Source organism: Geodermatophilus bullaregiensis, assembly GCF_016907675.1.
Classification (GTDB): Bacteria; Actinomycetota; Actinomycetes; order Mycobacteriales; family Geodermatophilaceae; genus Geodermatophilus; species Geodermatophilus bullaregiensis.
The window spans coordinates 5,019,939-5,035,728 of record NZ_JAFBCJ010000001.1 but is presented as its reverse complement, the minus strand read 5'-3'; the positions used below and the strand labels follow the sequence as shown (position 1 = coordinate 5,035,728).

Here is a 15,790-nt window from a genome sequence, read left to right as displayed (position 1 = left end):
CGGGTCCGGCCGGTCAGTCGTGGAGGGTCGCGAGCGGCCGGCTCTCGTCCACGACGTAGGTCGAGAGCATCTTCGTCGTGACGACGCCGGCGTTGCGGGCGTCGTGCACGACGCCCGGCGGGATCAGGAAGGGGTCGCCGGTGCGCAGCCTGACGGTGGGCCGGTCGTCGAACTCCATCGCCACGTCGCCCCGGACGGTGTAGCCGCCCTCGGGTCCCGGGTGGCTGTGCCGACCCGACGCCACGCCCTCGGGGATCTCGGCGAGGGCCTGGACGATCTCCCGACCGGGCACCGGAGACGGGGAACGCTGCAGCTCCGTCCGCGTGAACCGCGCGCCGGCGGCCGGCCGGACCATCTCGGTGCCCCGCTCACACGGTCGCGGACGCGGCGGCGTCGGCCGCCTCGAGGACGATCCGCACCGTCTCGGCGGGGTGGGACATGCCCACGACGTGCGAGGCGCCCGCGATCTCGACGGTGCGGCGTGACCCGGCCCGCTCGGCCATGATGCGGTGCGCGCCCGCCGGGATGTTGCGGTCCAGCTCGCCGAACACGAACCAGCTCGGCACCGTCCGCCACAGCGGCGGGTCGCCCGACGGCTCGAAGAGCGCGGCCTCGGTCACCGGGCGCTGGGTGACGGCCATCTGGGTCGTCTGCGCCTCGGGCAGGTCCTCGGCGAACTGGTGGTGGTACCGCGCCGGGTCGATGTAGGTGTCCACCCCGCCGTCGCCGAGCGGCACGCGGGTCAGTGTCGGGCCGAGGGTGCCGCCGGGGGCGAGCGAGGACGCGTCGCCGCAGCTCTCCCCCGGCTCCAGCGCGTACCCGGCGACGAACACCAGCCCCTGGACGTCGCCGGCGTCGGCGGGCACGCTGGACAGCAGCGCGCCCCCGTAGGAGTGGCCGACCAGCACGACCGGGCCGTCGATGCTCCGGACGAGGTCCGTGAGCGCGGCCGCGTCCCGGGCGACCCCGCGCAGCGGGACGGCCCAGGCGATCACGCGGTGCCCCTCGTCGACCAGCGGCGTGATGACGTCGTTCCAGCTCGACGACTCGGCGTAGGCGCCGTGGACCAGGACGATGGTGGGCTTCATGTCGGGCTCCTCCGGCGGGTCCGCCGCGACGGCTGTCCGGCGGGGCCGAGTCTGTGCGGCGCCGGCACGGCTGGGCATCGGTCAACTGACTCGACCGGCCGGGCAGGCGGGTACGGACGCATCAGCCGGGCTGCGGCTCGACCCGCTCGAGGGACTGCACGTGCACGTCCTGCACGCGCAGGATCGCGTGGCCGCCCCGGAACAGGACGGTCCAGCCGTCCTCGCGCTCGAGCTCCACGTCGTCGTAGGTCTCGCGCACGACCTGCTCACCGTCTCCGTAGACCATCTGGTACGTGGGCACCACACGTCCCTCCCTCGTCGACCCCCGTGTCGGCGGTCGTGGAGGCACCGACCGTGGTCCGCGAGCGCGGCCGTGGCATCGGTCGTGCGACTGCGGTGCGCCGGAGGGGGCCGGTCCCCGCCGGGCGCCCGGCTCGTGGGCGTCCCGGCGTCGGTGGGCCGACGACGGCCGGACCGGCGCAGAATCCGTCCGGACGCCGACCACCCCTCCCACGGAGACCCCCATGCCTGCGACCGTCTCGCTGCGTGACCGCAAGCGCCGGGAGACGCGTGAGCGGCTGGAGGAGACGGCGCTGCGCCTCTTCGCCGCGCGCGGCTACGACCACGTGACCGTCGAGGACGTGTGCCGCGAGGCGCAGGTCGGGCCGGCGACCTTCTACCGGCACTTCGGCACCAAGGAGGAGGTCGTCTTCGCCTACCGGACGGGCTTCGACGAGGCGATGCAGGCCGCCATCGCGTCCGCGCACGGGGAGGCCGGCCGCAGCGAGCAGCTCCTCCGGGTCCTGCGGTCCTTCGCCGGCCACCTGCAGTCGCAGCGGGCGTCGCTGGCACTGCGCGACCGCATCGTCCTCGGCCACGACGGGCTGATGCGACGGACGCTCGCGGACCAGCGCGCCGTCGAGACGCAGCTCGCCCGCGGCCTGGCGGAGCTGCGCGGCCTGCCGGAGCCCGACGACGCCGTCGTCGCCGAGGCGGCCGTCGGCATGGTGGTGCTCCGGCTGGCCGTGCGGTCCTGGCGCGAGGGGCGCAGCGACCACCTGCCCACGGCCACCGAGGCGGCGTACGCGCTGGTGCGGCAGGTACTCGACGACGACGGGACCTGACAGCCGGGCACCGCCGCTCCCGGCGGTCAGCCGGCACCCCGCTCACCCACCTCCTGCGGCACCCGGGCGAGCGCGTCCCGCAGCGCCGCCCGAGACGAGATCCCGAGCTTGGGGAAGACCCGGTACAGGTGGGCGCTCACCGTCCGCGGTGAGAGGTAGAGCTGCACGCCGATCTGCTTGTTGGTCAGCCCGGACGCCGCGAGCAGCGAGATCTCGTGCTCCTGGGGGGTCAGTCCCACCGCTGCCGCCCGGGCCACCGGTGACCGGGACACCCCCGTCGCCCGCAGCTCGTGCTCCGCCCGCACGGCCCACGGGCGGGCGCCCAGCCGGGTGAAGGCCTCCAGCGCGCCGGCCAGGTGCAGCCGGGCGGCACCGGTCGCCCGGACCCGGCGCAGGTGCTCGCCGTAGGCCAGCTGGACCCGGGCGGACTCGAACGGGTGGCGGTCGGCTCCCGGTGTCGCCATCGCCTCCTCGAAGCACGCGGCGGCACCGTCGTCCGGGGCGGTGAGGGCGGCCGACCCGGCCGCCAGCAGGACCAGCCGGGGGCACAGCCGGAAGACCTCCAGTCCCCGCATCGCCGCCACGTGGGCCCCGGCCTCCTGGCGCCGGCCGGTGCGGACCGCGGCCTCGACCAGGTCCAGGGTCACCCACGCGGCCACCGGCACGTGCGGGGCCACCACACCGGGCGGGCTGATCGCCGCCGCCTGCCGGTAGGCCTCCTCGAAGTCGCCCTCCGCGAGGGCCGCCAGCGCACGGGCGCGGTACGCGGAGTGCTCGAGCGCGCGGACACCGCGCGGCCCGGCCCAGGAGACGACCTGCCCGGCGAGGGTCCGGGCCGTCTCGTGACGACCCTCGGCGGCCGCGAGCAGCGCCAGGCAGCAGGTGCCCGAGAGGCTGGGGAGCCGGTAGCCCAGGGCCTCACCCAGCTCGACGGCCTCCTCGGCCGTCCGGCGGGCCTCCTCCCACCGCCCGGCGCCGTAGGCGTCCTGACACAGCACGACCAGGGCGTCGACCGCGCAGGCCACGGCGCCGCCCTCCCGCCCGTTCCCCACCACCCGCCACAGCGCCTGCCGGCAGCCGTCGAGCCGGTCGACGTAGGAGGCGGCCAGCCCGGTCCGCACGATCTGCGCCGGGTCCTCCTCGGCGTCGATGCCCGCGATCACCCGGTCCAGCTGCCGCAGGTCCGCGGCGGTGGCGAGTGCCGGGGCGCCGAACGTCGACCGGGCGACCGAGAGGGCGGGGCCCAGCCGGTGCCCCAGCCGGGCGGCCGCCGACTCCAGGGCCTGCCACGGCTCGGCCCGGCCGCTGGAGTGACAGATGACCAGGAGGCCGTGCAGGGCCTCGTCGAGGTCACCCACCCCGACGGGTCCGAGCAGCGCGGACTCGATCGCGCGCACCAGCGCGACGTGGGCGCCGTCGACGTCCCCGTCCCCGGTGGAGAGGTGGTAGGAGGCGGCCATCGCCGTCTGCAACGAGCCCCCGCCGTCCGGATCGGCCCGCCGGGCCTGCAGCAGGAGGTCCGGGACACTGCGCAGGTCACCGGCCGCGTGCGCGCCCACGTAGGCGGCCCTCGCCAGACGGCGGGCCCGGTCGGGACCGGACGGGCTGAGGTCCGCGGCCCTCAGCAGCGCGGTGACGGCACCGACCCCGTCGCCCTTCCGGAGTGCACGGTCCGCGGCCTCGTCGAGCAGGTCCGCGGCCGGCCCGTCCGGGCCGACGGCCGCCTCGGCCAGGTGCCACGCCCGGCGCTCGGGCTGGTCGACGAGGACCTCGGCCAGCGCGGCGTGGGCACGGCGGCGCTCGCCGCTGGTCGCCAGCTGGACGGCTGCCGAGCCGACGAGCGGGTGCCACAGGGACACGCGCCGGGTCCCCGCGTCGACGCGCAGCAGCCGCGCCCTCTCGGCCGGGGCCAGGACGTCCAGCCAGTCCTCGTCGCGGGACGCCGAACCGAGGACCCGGAGGTCCCCGGTGCCGTCCAGGGCGGCCAGCAGCAGCAGCCGCCGGGTGGCGGGCGGGAGGTCGCGCATCCTGCCGGCGAACACCGCCCCCAGGTGGCGGCTCAGGGGCAGGACCGAGGGCAGCGCCTCGAGCGCCACCCGCTGTCGACCGGTGAGCGCGGCCGGCAGCTCGAGGAGCGCCAGCGGGTTGCCCTGGGCGGCGGCGACGACGCGCCGGCGCACCCGGGGGGCCATCGTCGGGTAGCGGCCGGCCACCAGCTCCTCGGCGGCTCCCTCCTCGAGCGGTCGCACCTCGTGCTCGGGCAGGCCGGCCAACGGGCCGGACCCGTCGTCGCCCCACCGGGACGCGGCGAGCAGACCGATGCGGGCGCCCGCCGGGACGCGGCGGGCGACGAAGCCCAGCACCTCGGCGGTCGTGCGGTCGAGCCACTGCAGGTCGTCGACCACCACCAGCACGGGTCTCCCGACGGCGAGCTCACGCAGCGACGTGAGGACCGCGGTGGAGACCACCAGCCGGTCCGCGGTCGGGCCCGCCCGGTACCCGAGGCTGTGCGCGAGGGCGTCGCGGTGCAGGTCGGACAGGGCCGTCAGCTCGCCGAGCACCGGGACCAGCAGCTGGTGGAGACCGGCGAAGCCCACCTCCGCCTCGGCCTCCACACCCGCGGCGGACAGCACCCGGGTCCCGGCGGCGCCGGCGGCTCGCGCCGCCACCTCGAGCAGGGCGCTCCTGCCGACCCCCGGTTCGCCCGTGAGCACCAGAGCCGCACCGTGTCCGGCCGCCCGGTGCAGGAACGAGGTCAGCACCGCCACGTCCCCGGCTCGCCCGACCAGGGAGCCGGCCGGGTACCCGGAGCCGCCATCGTCCACCGGTGCCCCCTCGGCTCGGAGCCGTCGACCCGACCGGGTGGAGGGGAGTTCCGGCTGTCCGTCCCGTGGAGACGAGAGTCTCTCTCGCCAGTTGCGGACTCCACAACCGCCTCGTGCGCGGATCGACGGCTCGTCACGGCACGCCTGCGGACGGCCACCGCCGCGACGCAGCCCCGCGCGCGCGGTCAGATGACCGATGCCCGGTGCCGTGCCGGACCGGATGCTCGCCGGACCACGGGACGAGCGGTCGGCCGGCGGCCCGTCCCCCGACCGGGAGGTGTGGCGGCATGGGGACCGGGATCTTCGGCACCGACGGGACCGATCCGGAGGAGGACTCGGGGGTCCTCGACGCCCGCGACACGCTGGAGGACCTCGGCGGGATCGAGGACGTCCTCGACACGGGGTGGTCCCCGCCCGAGCGGCCGTGGGGGGTCGACGAGTGGGGCACCACGGAGTGGGAGGAGTCCACCGGGGAGAGCCTGGACGGCCGCCTCGCCCGCGAGCTGCCGGAGACCGACCGCAGCGAGGGCGACGGGCTCGGCGACACCTCGGACACCGACGGTGAGCTGCTCGACGACGAGGTCGGCGACCGGCGTGCCGGCCGGCTGGTGGAGGGCGAGGGCGGCTGGGGAGACGACGAGCCGGAGCTGCACGCCGTCGACGCCGGCATCGACTCCGGCGCCGCCTCGGCGGAGGAGGCGGCCGTGCACGTCGTCCCCGGCAGGGACGCGGACCGGTTCTCCGGGTGGGAGGACCGCCCGTAGCGCAGGGGTGCGGGCGGTCAGGCGCGCAGGTAGGCCAGCACGGCGAGCACCCGCCGGTTGACGTCGGCCGCCTGGTGCAGGTCGAGCTTGGTGAACACGTTGTGCACGTAGGCCTCGACCGTCTTCGGGCTGAGGAACAGCCGCTCGCAGATCGCCTGGTTCGACCGCCCCTCCGCCATCACGGCCAGCACCTCCCGCTCCCGCTCCGACAGCGCGTCCAGGGGGTTGCGCACGCGGCGCCGGCCGACGAGCTGGGCCACGACGCCGGGGTCGATCACCACTCCGCCGGCCGCCACCCGGCGCAGGGCGTCGGTGAGCTCGCCGGGGTCGGTGACGCGCTCCTTGAGCAGGTAGCCGGTGCCCGTCGCGCCGGACTCGACGAGCCGCATCGCGTAGTGCGGCTCGACGTGCGCCGACAGCACGAGGACACCCACCCCCGGGTGGCCGGCGGCGAGCACCCGCGCGGCCTCCAGCCCCTCGGTGGTGTGGGTGGGGGGCATCCGGATGTCGAGGACGACGGCGTCCGGCGGGTCCCGCTCGACCGCGGCGAGGAGGGCGTCGGCGTCCCCCACCTGCGCGGTGACGTCGAACCCGGCGTCGGCGAGCAGCCGCGCCACGCCCGCCCGGAACAGCGCCGCGTCGTCGGCGACCATCACGCGCACGGGACCGTCGCGATCACCCGGGTGCCGCCGCCCCGTGGGCTGCGCACCGTCAGTTCCCCGCCGAGCGTGGCCACCCGGTCGGCGAGCCCGCGCAGGCCCGAACCGCCCGGGTCGGCCCCGCCGGCGCCGTCGTCGCTCACCTGCACGCGGAGCCCGCCGGCGTCCTGCCGCACGTCGACGACGACCTGCCCGGCGCCCGCGTGCTTGGCCGCGTTCGCCAGCGCCTCGGAGACGACGAAGTAGCAGGTCTGCTCGACCGCGTCCGCCCACCGCCGGTCGGGCACCGCGCCGACCACGGCCGGCACCGGGCAGCGCTCGGCGAGGGAGTGGAGGGCCGGCCCCAGCCCGGCGTCGGTCAGCAGCACCGGGTAGATGCCCCGGGCCAGCTCGCGCAGCTCGTCGAGGGCCCCGGCCAGCTCCGCGCCCGCCTCGTCCAGGAGCGCGCCCAGCTCACCGCGCCCGGCGGTGTCGAGCTGGGTGTGCGCCAGCCGGAGCGCGAGGGCCACGGTGACCAGCCGCTGCTGGGCTCCGTCGTGCAGGTCCCGTTCCACCCGGCGGCGGGCGCCGTCGGCCGCCTCGACGATCCGCGCCCTCGACGCCTGGACCTCCCGGAGCTGGCTGCGGACCTCGGCGTGCAGCCGCTCGTTCTGGACCGCCAGGCCCGCCCCGGCCGCCACCGCCGCCACGAGCTCGGGCTCCCCCGCGAGCACCGGGTCGTGCACCAGCACCGCGATCCGCTCGCCGTCGCGCTCCAGGTAGGTCAGGGCCCGGCCGCCGACGGGCCCGACGCGGACCGGGGCACCGGTGGGGTCGACGAAGGCACCCCGCTCCGGCAGCCAGTAGGCCAGCTCGAGCGACGGGTCGTGCAGCGCGGCGGCCAGGGCGCTGCGCAGCCGCTCCGGCACGGGCAGCCCGGCGCCCAGCTCCACGATGAGCCGGCCCACCGCCGACCGGTCGAGCTGGCTGCGCAGGAGGCCCAGCAGCAGCGCCAGGGGCCACACCACCAGGACGACCTGCGCCGACCAGGCCAGCGCCACCCCGACCGCCGGCGGGATGAGCAGCAGGACCGCCGTCCGCTCCACCAGGATCGTGACGACGATCAGCGCCGCGCCCACCGCCCCGGGGGTGAGGCTGCGGCGCTGCGCGGGCCCGGCCGACCGCCACCTCCTGAACACCACGCCGAGCAGGGACACGAGCAGCACCACGACCACGCCCTGCACGGCCAGGTCGACGCCGGAGGGGTCGAACCCCCCGTTGCTCGGGGCGATCACCAGCCCGTTGGGCGGCGGTCCCTCCCCGAGCTGGCGCCGGGCACCGAAGGCGAAGAGGAAGACGGCGTCCAGCGGTGCGGAGAGCAGGTAGCCGGCCGTCACCAGCACCCGCTCCACCCGGTCCTGCACGCGCCCGGCCGGGAAGGTGGCCAGCAGGTGCACCAGGACGCTCAGGTGGACCGAGCCGAGCAGGACGCCGACCACGAACCCGGCGCGGGTGTCGACCGCGACCGCGAAGCGGGCGAACCAGGCGAAGCCGAGCACGACCATCAGGACGCCGGTGCGGCTGTCCGGGCGGCGCGTCCAGGCCACCAGGCCCACACCGACGAAGGACCAGCCGACGGCGAGGCCGAGGACGAGGGTGGGCGCCAGCAGGTCGGCGGGCACCGAGTAGCCGCCCCACACGAGCGCGCTCGCCGCCGCGACGCCCGCGGCCCCCCCGGCCGAGGCCACCACCGCGCGCGTGCGGGGCCTCAGCCGCTGCACGGGACCGGCCGTCCTGGTCCGTCGATCACACGCAGCAGTGTCTCGCCGCTCAGGTCCGCTTTGGCGATGAAGCCGCGCGCCGTGCTGGTCTCGACCCGGTGGCCGTAGTCGAGCAGGGCCCGGCTGGAGACGAGGACGACGATCGGCTCGGGCTGTCCCCGGGCGAGCGCCTCGGCGACCGCGAAGCCGTCCAGGTCGGGCAGCTGGACGTCGAGGAGGACGACGTCGGGCGCGAGGTCGCGGGCCGCGGACAGGGCGCCGGCGCCGTCGGCGGCCTCCCCCACGACCGAGAAGCCGCCCGCCACGAGCAGCCGGCGGGCCAGCGACCGGAAGGGAGCGTGGTCGTCGACGATCAGCACCCGCGCTGTCACGGGGTCGAGGCTGGCACCGCCGCCGGGCGCCGGACCACGGGGCCAGCCCCGTGCCCGGCCGGGGGGTTCGCCCGCTGGTCGGCACCTCCCCGACCGGCGGACTCTCGGACCGGTCAGGATCCAGCCGTCCCCGGGAGGCAGTCGTGTCCCGCACCGCGCACCGAACCCCGACCACCTGCCGCGCCGGAGCGGCGGCAGCCGCCGCCGTCCTCCTGCTGACCGCGTGCGGCGGCGGTGACACGGGCGCCGCGAGCGACCGGCCGGAGGAGACCTCCGCCGCGGAGGCCGACGCGGGCGGAGCGACGTCCGGCGCGGCCGACTTCTGCGCCCAGGCGGCCGGGATCGACGAGCGGGTCGACACGGCGCTGGAGGACCTCGAGGACGACGACCCGTCGGTCTCCGACGCCTTCCGCCAGATCGCGACGGAGCTGCGCGGCATCGACGCCCCGGAGTCGATCACCCCCGACTGGGAGGCCATGGCGGCGGGCCTGGACCGGATGGCCGACGCGTTCGGCGACGTCGACGTCACCGACCTCGGCTCGCTCGAGGCACTCGACCGGGCCGAGGGCGACCTGAGCACGGCGAGCGCCCGCGTGGACGACTACCTCAGCGACGAGTGCGGCCTCTGACCCGCCGGCCGGCGCGGGACCCGGGACGCCGGCGAGGCCCACGGCCCCGCGCCCGGAGGGCCACACTGACCCCTCCCGGAGCCCGTCCGCAGCACGGAGAGGGAGGCCACCGATGTCCCGTCCCGGCCGGCCGCGCACCCGTGTGCGGGGGCGCCGGACCGCCGCCGCGGTGGCCCTCGCCGCGGCGGCCTGGGTGCTGGTGCTCAGCGTCGCGGCCGCGCTGGACGACTTCCCGCGCGGCCTGCTCCTGCTGGCCTGCGGTGCCCTGGTCGCCGCGGGCGCGTGGCAGGGGGTGCTCCGCCGCGGCTGGGGACGGGTCGCCGGCCTCGCCGTCGCCGGCGTCGCGCTGACCGGCGGGGTCGTGGTGCTGGCGGACTCGGGCTACCGGCGCACCGTCCTGCTGCTCGGGCTCGGCGCGCTGGTCTGGCACGCGGCGGCCCGGTCGGCCTTCCGGCCGGACGTCGAGCTGCCCGCCGCCGAGCGACCGCGCCGGCCGGTGGTCGTCGTCAACCCGCGGTCGGGCGACGGCCGGGCGGTGCGGACCGGGCTGGCCGCGGCGGCCCGCGAGCGGGGCATCGACGTGCTGGAGCTGCGGCCCGGCGAGGACCTGGCCGCACTGGTGCGGGGCGCGGTCGAGGCCGGCGCCGACGCCGTGGGCATGGCCGGCGGTGACGGCTCCCAGGCCGTGGTCGCCGCCGTCGCGGCCGAGGCCGGCCTCCCCTACGCCTGCATCCCGTCGGGGACGCGCAACCACTTCGCCCTCGACCTCGGCGTGGACCGCACCGACGTGGTGGGGGCGCTCGACGCCCTCGTCGACGGCGGCGAGCGGGTGGTCGACCTGGCCGAGGTCAACGGCCGGGTCTTCGTCAACAACGTCTCCCTGGGGGTGTACGCGCAGGCCGTGCAGGAGGGCGGGTACCGCGCCGCGAAGGTGCGGACCCTGCTCGCCACGGTGCCCGAGGCCCTGGGCGCCCGGGGCGGTGCGCAGGACCTGCGCTGGACGACGCCGGGCGGGCGCACCATGCAGGGCGCGGCGGTGGTCCTGGTGGGCAACGGCCAGTACCGGCTGGCCGGGGCCGCCGGCGCGGGGACCCGCCCGGCCGTCGACCAGGGGCTGCTCGGGGTGACCGTGGTCGACCCGCCCGGCAGCCGCGAGCGGCGCGGGCGGCGCCCGGTGCGCCAGTGGGCGACCCCCGAGTTCCGCGTCGAGGCGACCCAGCCGGTGGCGGCGGGGGTCGACGGGGAGGCCACGGTGCTGGCACCGCCGGTCACCTTCCGGTCGCGCCCGGCCGCCCTGCGGGTCCGCATCGCCGCCCACCACCCCGGCGCCTCCCCGTCGGCGATCGAGCCGGTGGGTGCGCTGGCGGCCCTGCGCGCTCTCGCCCGCATCGCCGGCGGCGGCGACCCGCGGCAGCTGCCGCCCCGGGGAGCGCCGGCGGCGCGGCAGCGGGACGCCGTGTGACAGTGGCGGCGTGCACCTGCTGCTGGAGTACACCCTCGCCGACGACTACCTGGAGCGGCGCGCGGCGCTGCGCGAGGACCACCTCGCGCTGGCGCGGGCCGCGCACGAGCGGGGCGAGCTGCTGCTCGCCGGCGCGCTCCCCGACCCCTACGACCGCGCCCTGCTCGTCTGGACGGCGGAGCGCGAGGTCGTCGAGCGGTTCGCCCAGCAGGATCCCTACGTCGTCCACGGGCTGGTCACCGCCTGGACGATCCGGCCGTGGAACGTCGTCGTCGGCTGACGGCGTCACACGGGCCGTCACACGCCGGCGCCGTCTCCTGTGCGCAGCCGACGCCCGTGCCCGTCGACGACCTCCCACCGAGCCCGCGCGGTCTCGTCACAACCGGTCCACGGTGCGCTTGAGTGGCGGTCGGGAGGAGCAGAGAGGGCCGCAGCCACCTGGGCCGGGTACCGGCCCACCGAGTTCCTCGGACCCCGTCGAGAGCCGTGTGCAGCGGTCCCGTGAGTGCTGCGGGCACACGCGCTGCCGGCCGCCCGGGGCGCCGACGGTCACCTCGGCGTCGCCGGACCCCCGCCCCGACGTGGCCCGCACCGCGACAGCCACGAGCACGAGAGGGCGACACCCATGGCCACCACCCTGCCGACCCTGACACCGGTCGAGGACACCCTGTTCCTGACGCTCTGCTGCAGGGCCCTGGACAACCGCTCGCCGCACCCCGTCCTGGGCGACGAGATCGCCGACGAGATCGTCCGCACGCTCGACTACGACCACGAGCGGTTGAACACCAACACCAACCTCGTCCTCAACGTGGCGCTGCGCGCCAAGAAGATCGACGAGGTCGCGTCGCGCTTCACCGCCCGCCACCCCGATGCCGTCGGGCTCGACCTGGGCGCGGGGTTCGACACGCGGGCGGCCCGCATCGCCGTGCCTCCCACGGTCGAGTGGCACGACGTCGACCTGCCCGAGGTGGTGGCCGCCCGCGAGCTCGCCGTCCCGGAACGCGCGAAGGCGCACACCATCGCCGCGGACGTGCGGGACCAGGACTGGCTCGACGCCCTGCCCCGCGACCGGCCCGCCGTGATCACCGCCGACGGCCTGATGGGGTTCCTCACCGAGGACGAGCTGGTCTCCCTGCTCCGCCGGCTGGTCGACCACTTCCCGAGCGGGGAACTGGTCTTCAACGGGTACACGCGGTTCACGATCTGGGTGGCACGCCACTCCCGGGGCACGAAGTCGGTCGCCGGCCAGGTGCGGTTCCCCGGCATGGACGACCCGCGCCGACCCGAACGCTGGGACCCCCGGCTGCACCTGGTCCAGGAGGTGCTGCTCAGCCGGCAACCCGAGATCGCCCGGTTCCCACCCGTCCTCCGCGCCTACTACTGGCTGTCGGCGCGCAGCACGTCGTGGTCCCGCAAGGGCACGCTGGTCCTGCACTACCGGTTCTAGGTCGGCTCCCGGTCCCGGGTCGGCGCGGGCGGTAGCCTCCGGCGGGTGACCAGGGCCGCAGCCGAGCAGCGGGTCACCCGCCGTCGACTCGACGCCCTCACCCTCGGCCTGTTCACCGTGGCCCTGGGCACCAACATCCCGACGCCGCTGCTGCTGGTCTACCGGCGCACCCTGGACCTGTCCGACGCCGACCTCACCGCCGTCTTCGGCTGCTACGCGGTCGGCCTCGTCGCGGCGCTGACCGTCTCCGGTGCGGCCTCGGACCGCTTCGGCCGGCGGGCGCTGGTGCTGCCCTTCGCGGTGGTCGCCGGCCTGGTCTCGCTGCTGTTCGTGCCCGCCGTGAACTCCCTGCCGCTGCTCTACGCGTGCCGGCTGCTGCAGGGCGTCGTGTCCGGGGTGGTGTTCTCGGTGGCCAACGCGTGGCTGCAGGACCTCGCCGGTCCCGACGGGCAGCGGTCGGCGGCCACCCGCGGGGCGGTGTCGACGTCTCTGGGGTTCGCGGTCGCGCCGGCCATGAGCGGGGTGCTCGCCCAGTACGGCCCCGCGCCGACGACGCTGCCCTACCTCGTGCACGTCGCGGTGCTGGTCGTCGGGCTCGGGCTGCTCGTGACCGTCCCGGAGACCGTGCACGTCCGGCGACCCGGCCGGCTGATGACCCTGGGGCTGCCCCCGGAGGCGCGCCGGCCGTTCTGGGCGGTGCTGGCGCCCACCGCCGTGGGCGTCTTCGCCTTCCCGACGGTCGCGGCGACCCTGCTGCCGCTGCTCGTGGTGCCCGGCGGCGTCGGGGTGGCCTATGCCGGCGTCATCGCCGGGCTGGCGCTCGGGGCCAGTGCGGTGGCGGCCCGCGTCGGCCGCGGCGCCGAGCGGGGTGCCGGCCCGCTCGGGATGGTCCTCGGCGCGGGAGGCCTCGCCCTGGCCGTGGTTGCGATCGTGGCCGGGTCCGAGCCGCTGCTGCTGCCGTCGTCGGCGCTGATGGGCGCGGGCGGCGGGCTGTGCCTCACCGCGGGACTGACCCTCACCGCCCGCCTCGCGCCGCCGCACGCCCGGGGCGCGATGAACAGCGCGTTCTACGCCTTCGCCTACGCCGGCTTCGGCACCCCGCTGCTGCTGGCCTGGCTGGGCTCGCGGGTCGGCGCGGTGCCGGCGGTGTCGGCGTTCGTCGCCGTCCCGGCCGCGATCGCCGCCTGGCTGTGGTTCGAGCTGCGCCGCGGTGGCCCGCGGGGCTGAGCCGTTGGTACCGCGGCACCCGGAGGGCCACGATGCGGTCGTGGACTTCGCCCAGGCCCAGCAGATCTTCCTCTCGCCACCGGACGCCGAGCGCCCGCCGTCCGGCGTGCCCGACTCCCCCTCCCGCCGGCTGCGCGACGCCGCCGAGCCGATCGCGACCGTCAGCTGGTGGGGCCGGCCGGTGAACGACCGCCTCGCCGCCCTGGGCCTGGACTTCCTGACCGGCTACGTGTGGGGCCGCGCCGCGCCGATGGGCGAGCCGGCCCCGCTGGTCGTCGTCGCCGCGTTCGGCGTCTTCGAGCCGGGCCTGGTCACCGGCCTCTACGAGCAGGCGCGGGCCACGGCGTCCCGCGCCGACGTGCTCGCCGCCCGCGAGCAGGGCGTGGTGGCGGCGCTGCACGACCTGCTGCCCGGCGCCGACGTCACCGGCGCGGTCGCCGCGCTGCGCCGGGGCACCGACGTCGCGGCGCGGGACCTGGCCGGCCGGCCGCTGTTCGCCGGCCAGCTGTCGCTGCCCTGGCCCGAGGACCCGCTCGGGCAGCTCTGGCACGCCACCACGCTGCTGCGCGAGTACCGCGGCGACGTGCACGTGGCCGCCAACGTCACCGCCGGCGTCACCGGCGTGCAGATGAACCTGCTGACCGAGTACTGGGTGGGCTGGGAGCACACCGCCTACGCCGGCACCCGCGGCTGGTCGCCCGAGGCGATGGCCGCGGCCGACGCCGGCCTGGCCGGCCGCGGGCTGGTCGCCGACGGCCGGCTCACCGACGAGGGACGCCGCCTGCGGGACCGCATCGAGGCGCAGACCGAGGCCGCCCTCGGGCCCGTCCTCGACGCCATCGGCCCCGAGCTGCCCGAGCTCACCCGCCGGCTGGACGACTGGTCGGCGGCGATCGTGGCCGGCGGCGCGGCGCCCCCGGACGTCTACAAGCGGGTCAGCGGCTGAGAGAGGACCCCCGTGCCCCCCGCCACTCGCAGGCTCGCGGCGGGCCCCTGCACGGAGGCCGGAGGATGGGTCCCGGCGGCAGCAGCCGGTGCCGCCGGGAGGACGGGGAGGACGACGTGACGGTGCGCAGTGCGGTCCGCTGGGCCGCGACGCACGGCGCGATGCGGCTGGCGATCCGGGCGCGGGCGCGGGCCGGGAACCCCGACGCCGAGGTGCTGCGCGACCCCGCGGTGCGCGAGGACCCCTTCGCCCACTACGAGCGGCTGCGGACCGCCGCGCCGTTCGCCGGCGGGGCGTTCGCGCGGGTCAGCGTCCACCACGACGTGTGCACCGACGTCCTGCGCAGCGACGACTTCGGCCAGATCGGCGGGAACCGGACCGAGGGGATGCCGCCCCTGCTGCGGACGGCGCTGCGGCTGGCCGGGCCGCGGCGGAGCACCGGCCCGATCGACCCGCCGTCGATGCTCGCCGTCGACCCGCCGGAGCACACCCGCTACCGGCGACTGGTCAGCCGCGCCTTCAGCGCGCGGGCCGTGGCCCGGCTGCGCGAGCGCACCCGGCAGATCGCCGACGAACTCCTCGACGGGCTGGAGCGCGAGGCGGCGGCCGACGGCGGGCACGCCGACCTCGTCGCCCGCTACGCCAGCCTGCTGCCGGTCACGGTCATCTCCGAGGTGCTCGGCGTCCCCGTGGCGATGCGCGAGCGGTTCCTCGCCTGGGGCGACGGCGCCTCGCCGAGCCTGGACATGGGCGTGGACTGGCGCACCCACCGCAGCGTCGAGCGCAACCTGGGCGAGCTCGACACCTGGTTCCGCGGGCACGTGCAGCGGCTGCGCCGCTCCCCCGGTGAGGACCTGCTGTCCGCGCTGGTCGCCACGGCCGACGACGACGGCAGCGGGCTGACCGAGCAGGAGCTGCTGTCCACGGCGCTGCTCGTCTTCGGCGCCGGCTTCGAGACCACGGTCAACCTCGTCGGCAACGGCGCAGCCCAGCTGTTCGCCCACCCCGACCAGCGCCGGCTGCTCGCCGAGGACCCGTCGCTGTGGCCCAACGCCGTCGACGAGGTGCTCCGCGTCGACTCCCCGGTGCAGCGGACCGGACGGCGGGTCAGGCGGGACACCACCGTGCACGGCGTCCCCCTCCGGGAGGGCGACCTGGTGCTGCTCGTGCTCGCCGCGGCCAACCGGGACCCGCGGGTCTTCCGCGACCCGCACGTCTTCGACGTCACCCGGGCCAACGCCCGCGAGCACGTCGCCTTCTCCAGCGGCATCCACTTCTGCCTGGGCGCCGCGCTCGCCCGGATGGAGGGCGAGGTCGCGCTGCGGGCGCTGTTCGAGCGGTTCCCCGACCTGGCCGCCGCCGGCGCCGGGCGGCGCCGCCGCACGGTCGTCCTGCGCGGCTACGAGTCGCTGCCGGTGGTGCTCCCCCCGCAGACCGCCGCCGTCGGCTGATCGGCACGCCGACCCCGTCGCCGTCCCGGCGCGCGGC

The 15,790-nt window shown here is 77.0% G+C and carries 16 protein-coding genes; 9 read left to right on the top strand and 7 right to left on the bottom strand.

The window, feature by feature from the left end; genetic code table 11:
- Window positions 1-13: 13 nt before the first annotated feature.
- The 3 genes from JOD57_RS24150 to JOD57_RS24140 form a co-directional block, all read right to left on the bottom strand.
- A complete protein-coding gene (locus tag JOD57_RS24150; protein WP_307824907.1) occupies window positions 14-292 on the bottom strand; it encodes a cupin domain-containing protein in 279 nt (92 codons plus the stop codon).
- A gap of 76 nt (window positions 293-368) precedes the next feature.
- Window positions 369-1,088: an alpha/beta fold hydrolase gene (locus tag JOD57_RS24145; RefSeq protein WP_204694346.1), complete on the bottom strand. Its 720-nt coding sequence runs from the start codon at window positions 1,086-1,088 to the stop codon at window positions 369-371.
- Between the two features lie 121 nt (window positions 1,089-1,209).
- Entirely contained in the window at window positions 1,210-1,389 is a 180-nt protein-coding gene (locus tag JOD57_RS24140) for a hypothetical protein (protein WP_204694345.1), read from the bottom strand.
- A gap of 223 nt (window positions 1,390-1,612) precedes the next feature.
- Here JOD57_RS24140 and JOD57_RS24135 point away from each other — a divergent pair, with 223 nt between their 5' ends.
- On the top strand, window positions 1,613-2,212 hold the full coding sequence (locus JOD57_RS24135) for a TetR/AcrR family transcriptional regulator (protein ID WP_204694344.1): 600 nt from the start codon (window positions 1,613-1,615) through the stop codon (window positions 2,210-2,212).
- A 26-nt stretch (window positions 2,213-2,238) separates the two neighbouring features.
- Here the strand turns inward: JOD57_RS24135 and JOD57_RS24130 are convergent, their stop codons facing one another.
- Window positions 2,239-5,037, bottom strand: a complete 2,799-nt coding sequence (locus JOD57_RS24130; protein ID WP_204694343.1) for a helix-turn-helix transcriptional regulator — start codon at window positions 5,035-5,037, stop codon at window positions 2,239-2,241.
- Between the two features lie 287 nt (window positions 5,038-5,324).
- Between JOD57_RS24130 and JOD57_RS24125 the strand changes: the two genes are divergently transcribed.
- Window positions 5,325-5,801, top strand: a complete 477-nt coding sequence (locus tag JOD57_RS24125) for a DUF5709 domain-containing protein (RefSeq protein ID WP_239568777.1) — start codon at window positions 5,325-5,327, stop codon at window positions 5,799-5,801.
- Between the two features lie 17 nt (window positions 5,802-5,818).
- On the opposite strand, the gene JOD57_RS24120 is transcribed toward JOD57_RS24125, so the two are convergent.
- Genes JOD57_RS24120 through JOD57_RS24110 form a run of 3 tightly spaced genes read right to left on the bottom strand, consistent with a single transcriptional unit; the run spans window position 5,819 to window position 8,591 of the window.
- On the bottom strand, window positions 5,819-6,454 hold the full coding sequence (locus JOD57_RS24120; RefSeq protein WP_239568773.1) for a response regulator transcription factor: 636 nt from the start codon (window positions 6,452-6,454) through the stop codon (window positions 5,819-5,821).
- A complete protein-coding gene (locus JOD57_RS24115; protein WP_204694341.1) occupies window positions 6,454-8,220 on the bottom strand; it encodes a sensor histidine kinase in 1,767 nt (588 codons plus the stop codon). The genes JOD57_RS24120 and JOD57_RS24115 overlap by 1 nt, the downstream gene beginning before the upstream one ends.
- On the bottom strand, window positions 8,208-8,591 hold the full coding sequence (locus JOD57_RS24110) for a response regulator transcription factor (RefSeq protein ID WP_204694340.1): 384 nt from the start codon (window positions 8,589-8,591) through the stop codon (window positions 8,208-8,210). The genes JOD57_RS24115 and JOD57_RS24110 overlap by 13 nt, the downstream gene beginning before the upstream one ends.
- A 143-nt stretch (window positions 8,592-8,734) precedes the next feature.
- On the opposite strand from JOD57_RS24110, the gene JOD57_RS24105 reads away from it, so the two are divergent.
- The 7 genes from JOD57_RS24105 to JOD57_RS24075 all read left to right on the top strand — a co-directional run bounded on the left by JOD57_RS24105 (window position 8,735) and on the right by JOD57_RS24075 (window position 15,753).
- On the top strand, window positions 8,735-9,220 hold the full coding sequence (locus tag JOD57_RS24105; protein ID WP_204694339.1) for a hypothetical protein: 486 nt from the start codon (window positions 8,735-8,737) through the stop codon (window positions 9,218-9,220).
- Window positions 9,221-9,332: 112 nt separating this feature from the next.
- Complete coding sequence (locus JOD57_RS24100; RefSeq protein ID WP_204694338.1) at window positions 9,333-10,682, top strand: diacylglycerol/lipid kinase family protein; 1,350 nt, start codon at window positions 9,333-9,335, stop codon at window positions 10,680-10,682.
- A 10-nt stretch (window positions 10,683-10,692) separates the two neighbouring features.
- Window positions 10,693-10,962, top strand: a complete 270-nt coding sequence (locus tag JOD57_RS24095) for a YciI-like protein (protein ID WP_204694337.1) — start codon at window positions 10,693-10,695, stop codon at window positions 10,960-10,962.
- A 345-nt stretch (window positions 10,963-11,307) separates the two neighbouring features.
- Window positions 11,308-12,129, top strand: coding sequence for a class I SAM-dependent methyltransferase (locus tag JOD57_RS24090; RefSeq protein WP_204694336.1), 822 nt, complete (start codon window positions 11,308-11,310; stop codon window positions 12,127-12,129).
- 45 nt (window positions 12,130-12,174) lie between these two features.
- A complete protein-coding gene (locus tag JOD57_RS24085) occupies window positions 12,175-13,356 on the top strand; it encodes an MFS transporter (RefSeq protein WP_307824906.1) in 1,182 nt (393 codons plus the stop codon).
- A 40-nt stretch (window positions 13,357-13,396) separates the two neighbouring features.
- Window positions 13,397-14,302 carry an SCO6745 family protein gene (locus JOD57_RS24080; protein WP_204694335.1) on the top strand — a complete coding sequence of 302 codons (906 nt, stop codon included), beginning with the start codon at window positions 13,397-13,399 and terminating at the stop codon, window positions 14,300-14,302.
- 116 nt (window positions 14,303-14,418) lie between these two features.
- Window positions 14,419-15,753 carry a cytochrome P450 gene (locus JOD57_RS24075; protein WP_307824905.1) on the top strand — a complete coding sequence of 445 codons (1,335 nt, stop codon included), beginning with the start codon at window positions 14,419-14,421 and terminating at the stop codon, window positions 15,751-15,753.
- Window positions 15,754-15,790: the final 37 nt, after the last annotated feature.

Excerpts from the sequence above, each read along its gene's own strand:
- JOD57_RS24145 (WP_204694346.1), bottom strand. The coding sequence starts at position 1,088 with ATGAAGCCCACCATCGTCCTGGTCCACGGCGCCTACGCCGAGTCGTCG.
- JOD57_RS24135 (WP_204694344.1), top strand. The coding sequence starts at position 1,613 with ATGCCTGCGACCGTCTCGCTGCGTGACCGCAAGCGCCGGGAGACGCGT.
- JOD57_RS24125 (WP_239568777.1), top strand. The coding sequence starts at position 5,325 with ATGGGGACCGGGATCTTCGGCACCGACGGGACCGATCCGGAGGAGGAC.
- JOD57_RS24120 (WP_239568773.1), bottom strand. The coding sequence starts at position 6,454 with ATGGTCGCCGACGACGCGGCGCTGTTCCGGGCGGGCGTGGCGCGGCTG.
- JOD57_RS24100 (WP_204694338.1), top strand. The coding sequence starts at position 9,333 with ATGTCCCGTCCCGGCCGGCCGCGCACCCGTGTGCGGGGGCGCCGGACC.
- JOD57_RS24090 (WP_204694336.1), top strand. The coding sequence starts at position 11,308 with ATGGCCACCACCCTGCCGACCCTGACACCGGTCGAGGACACCCTGTTC.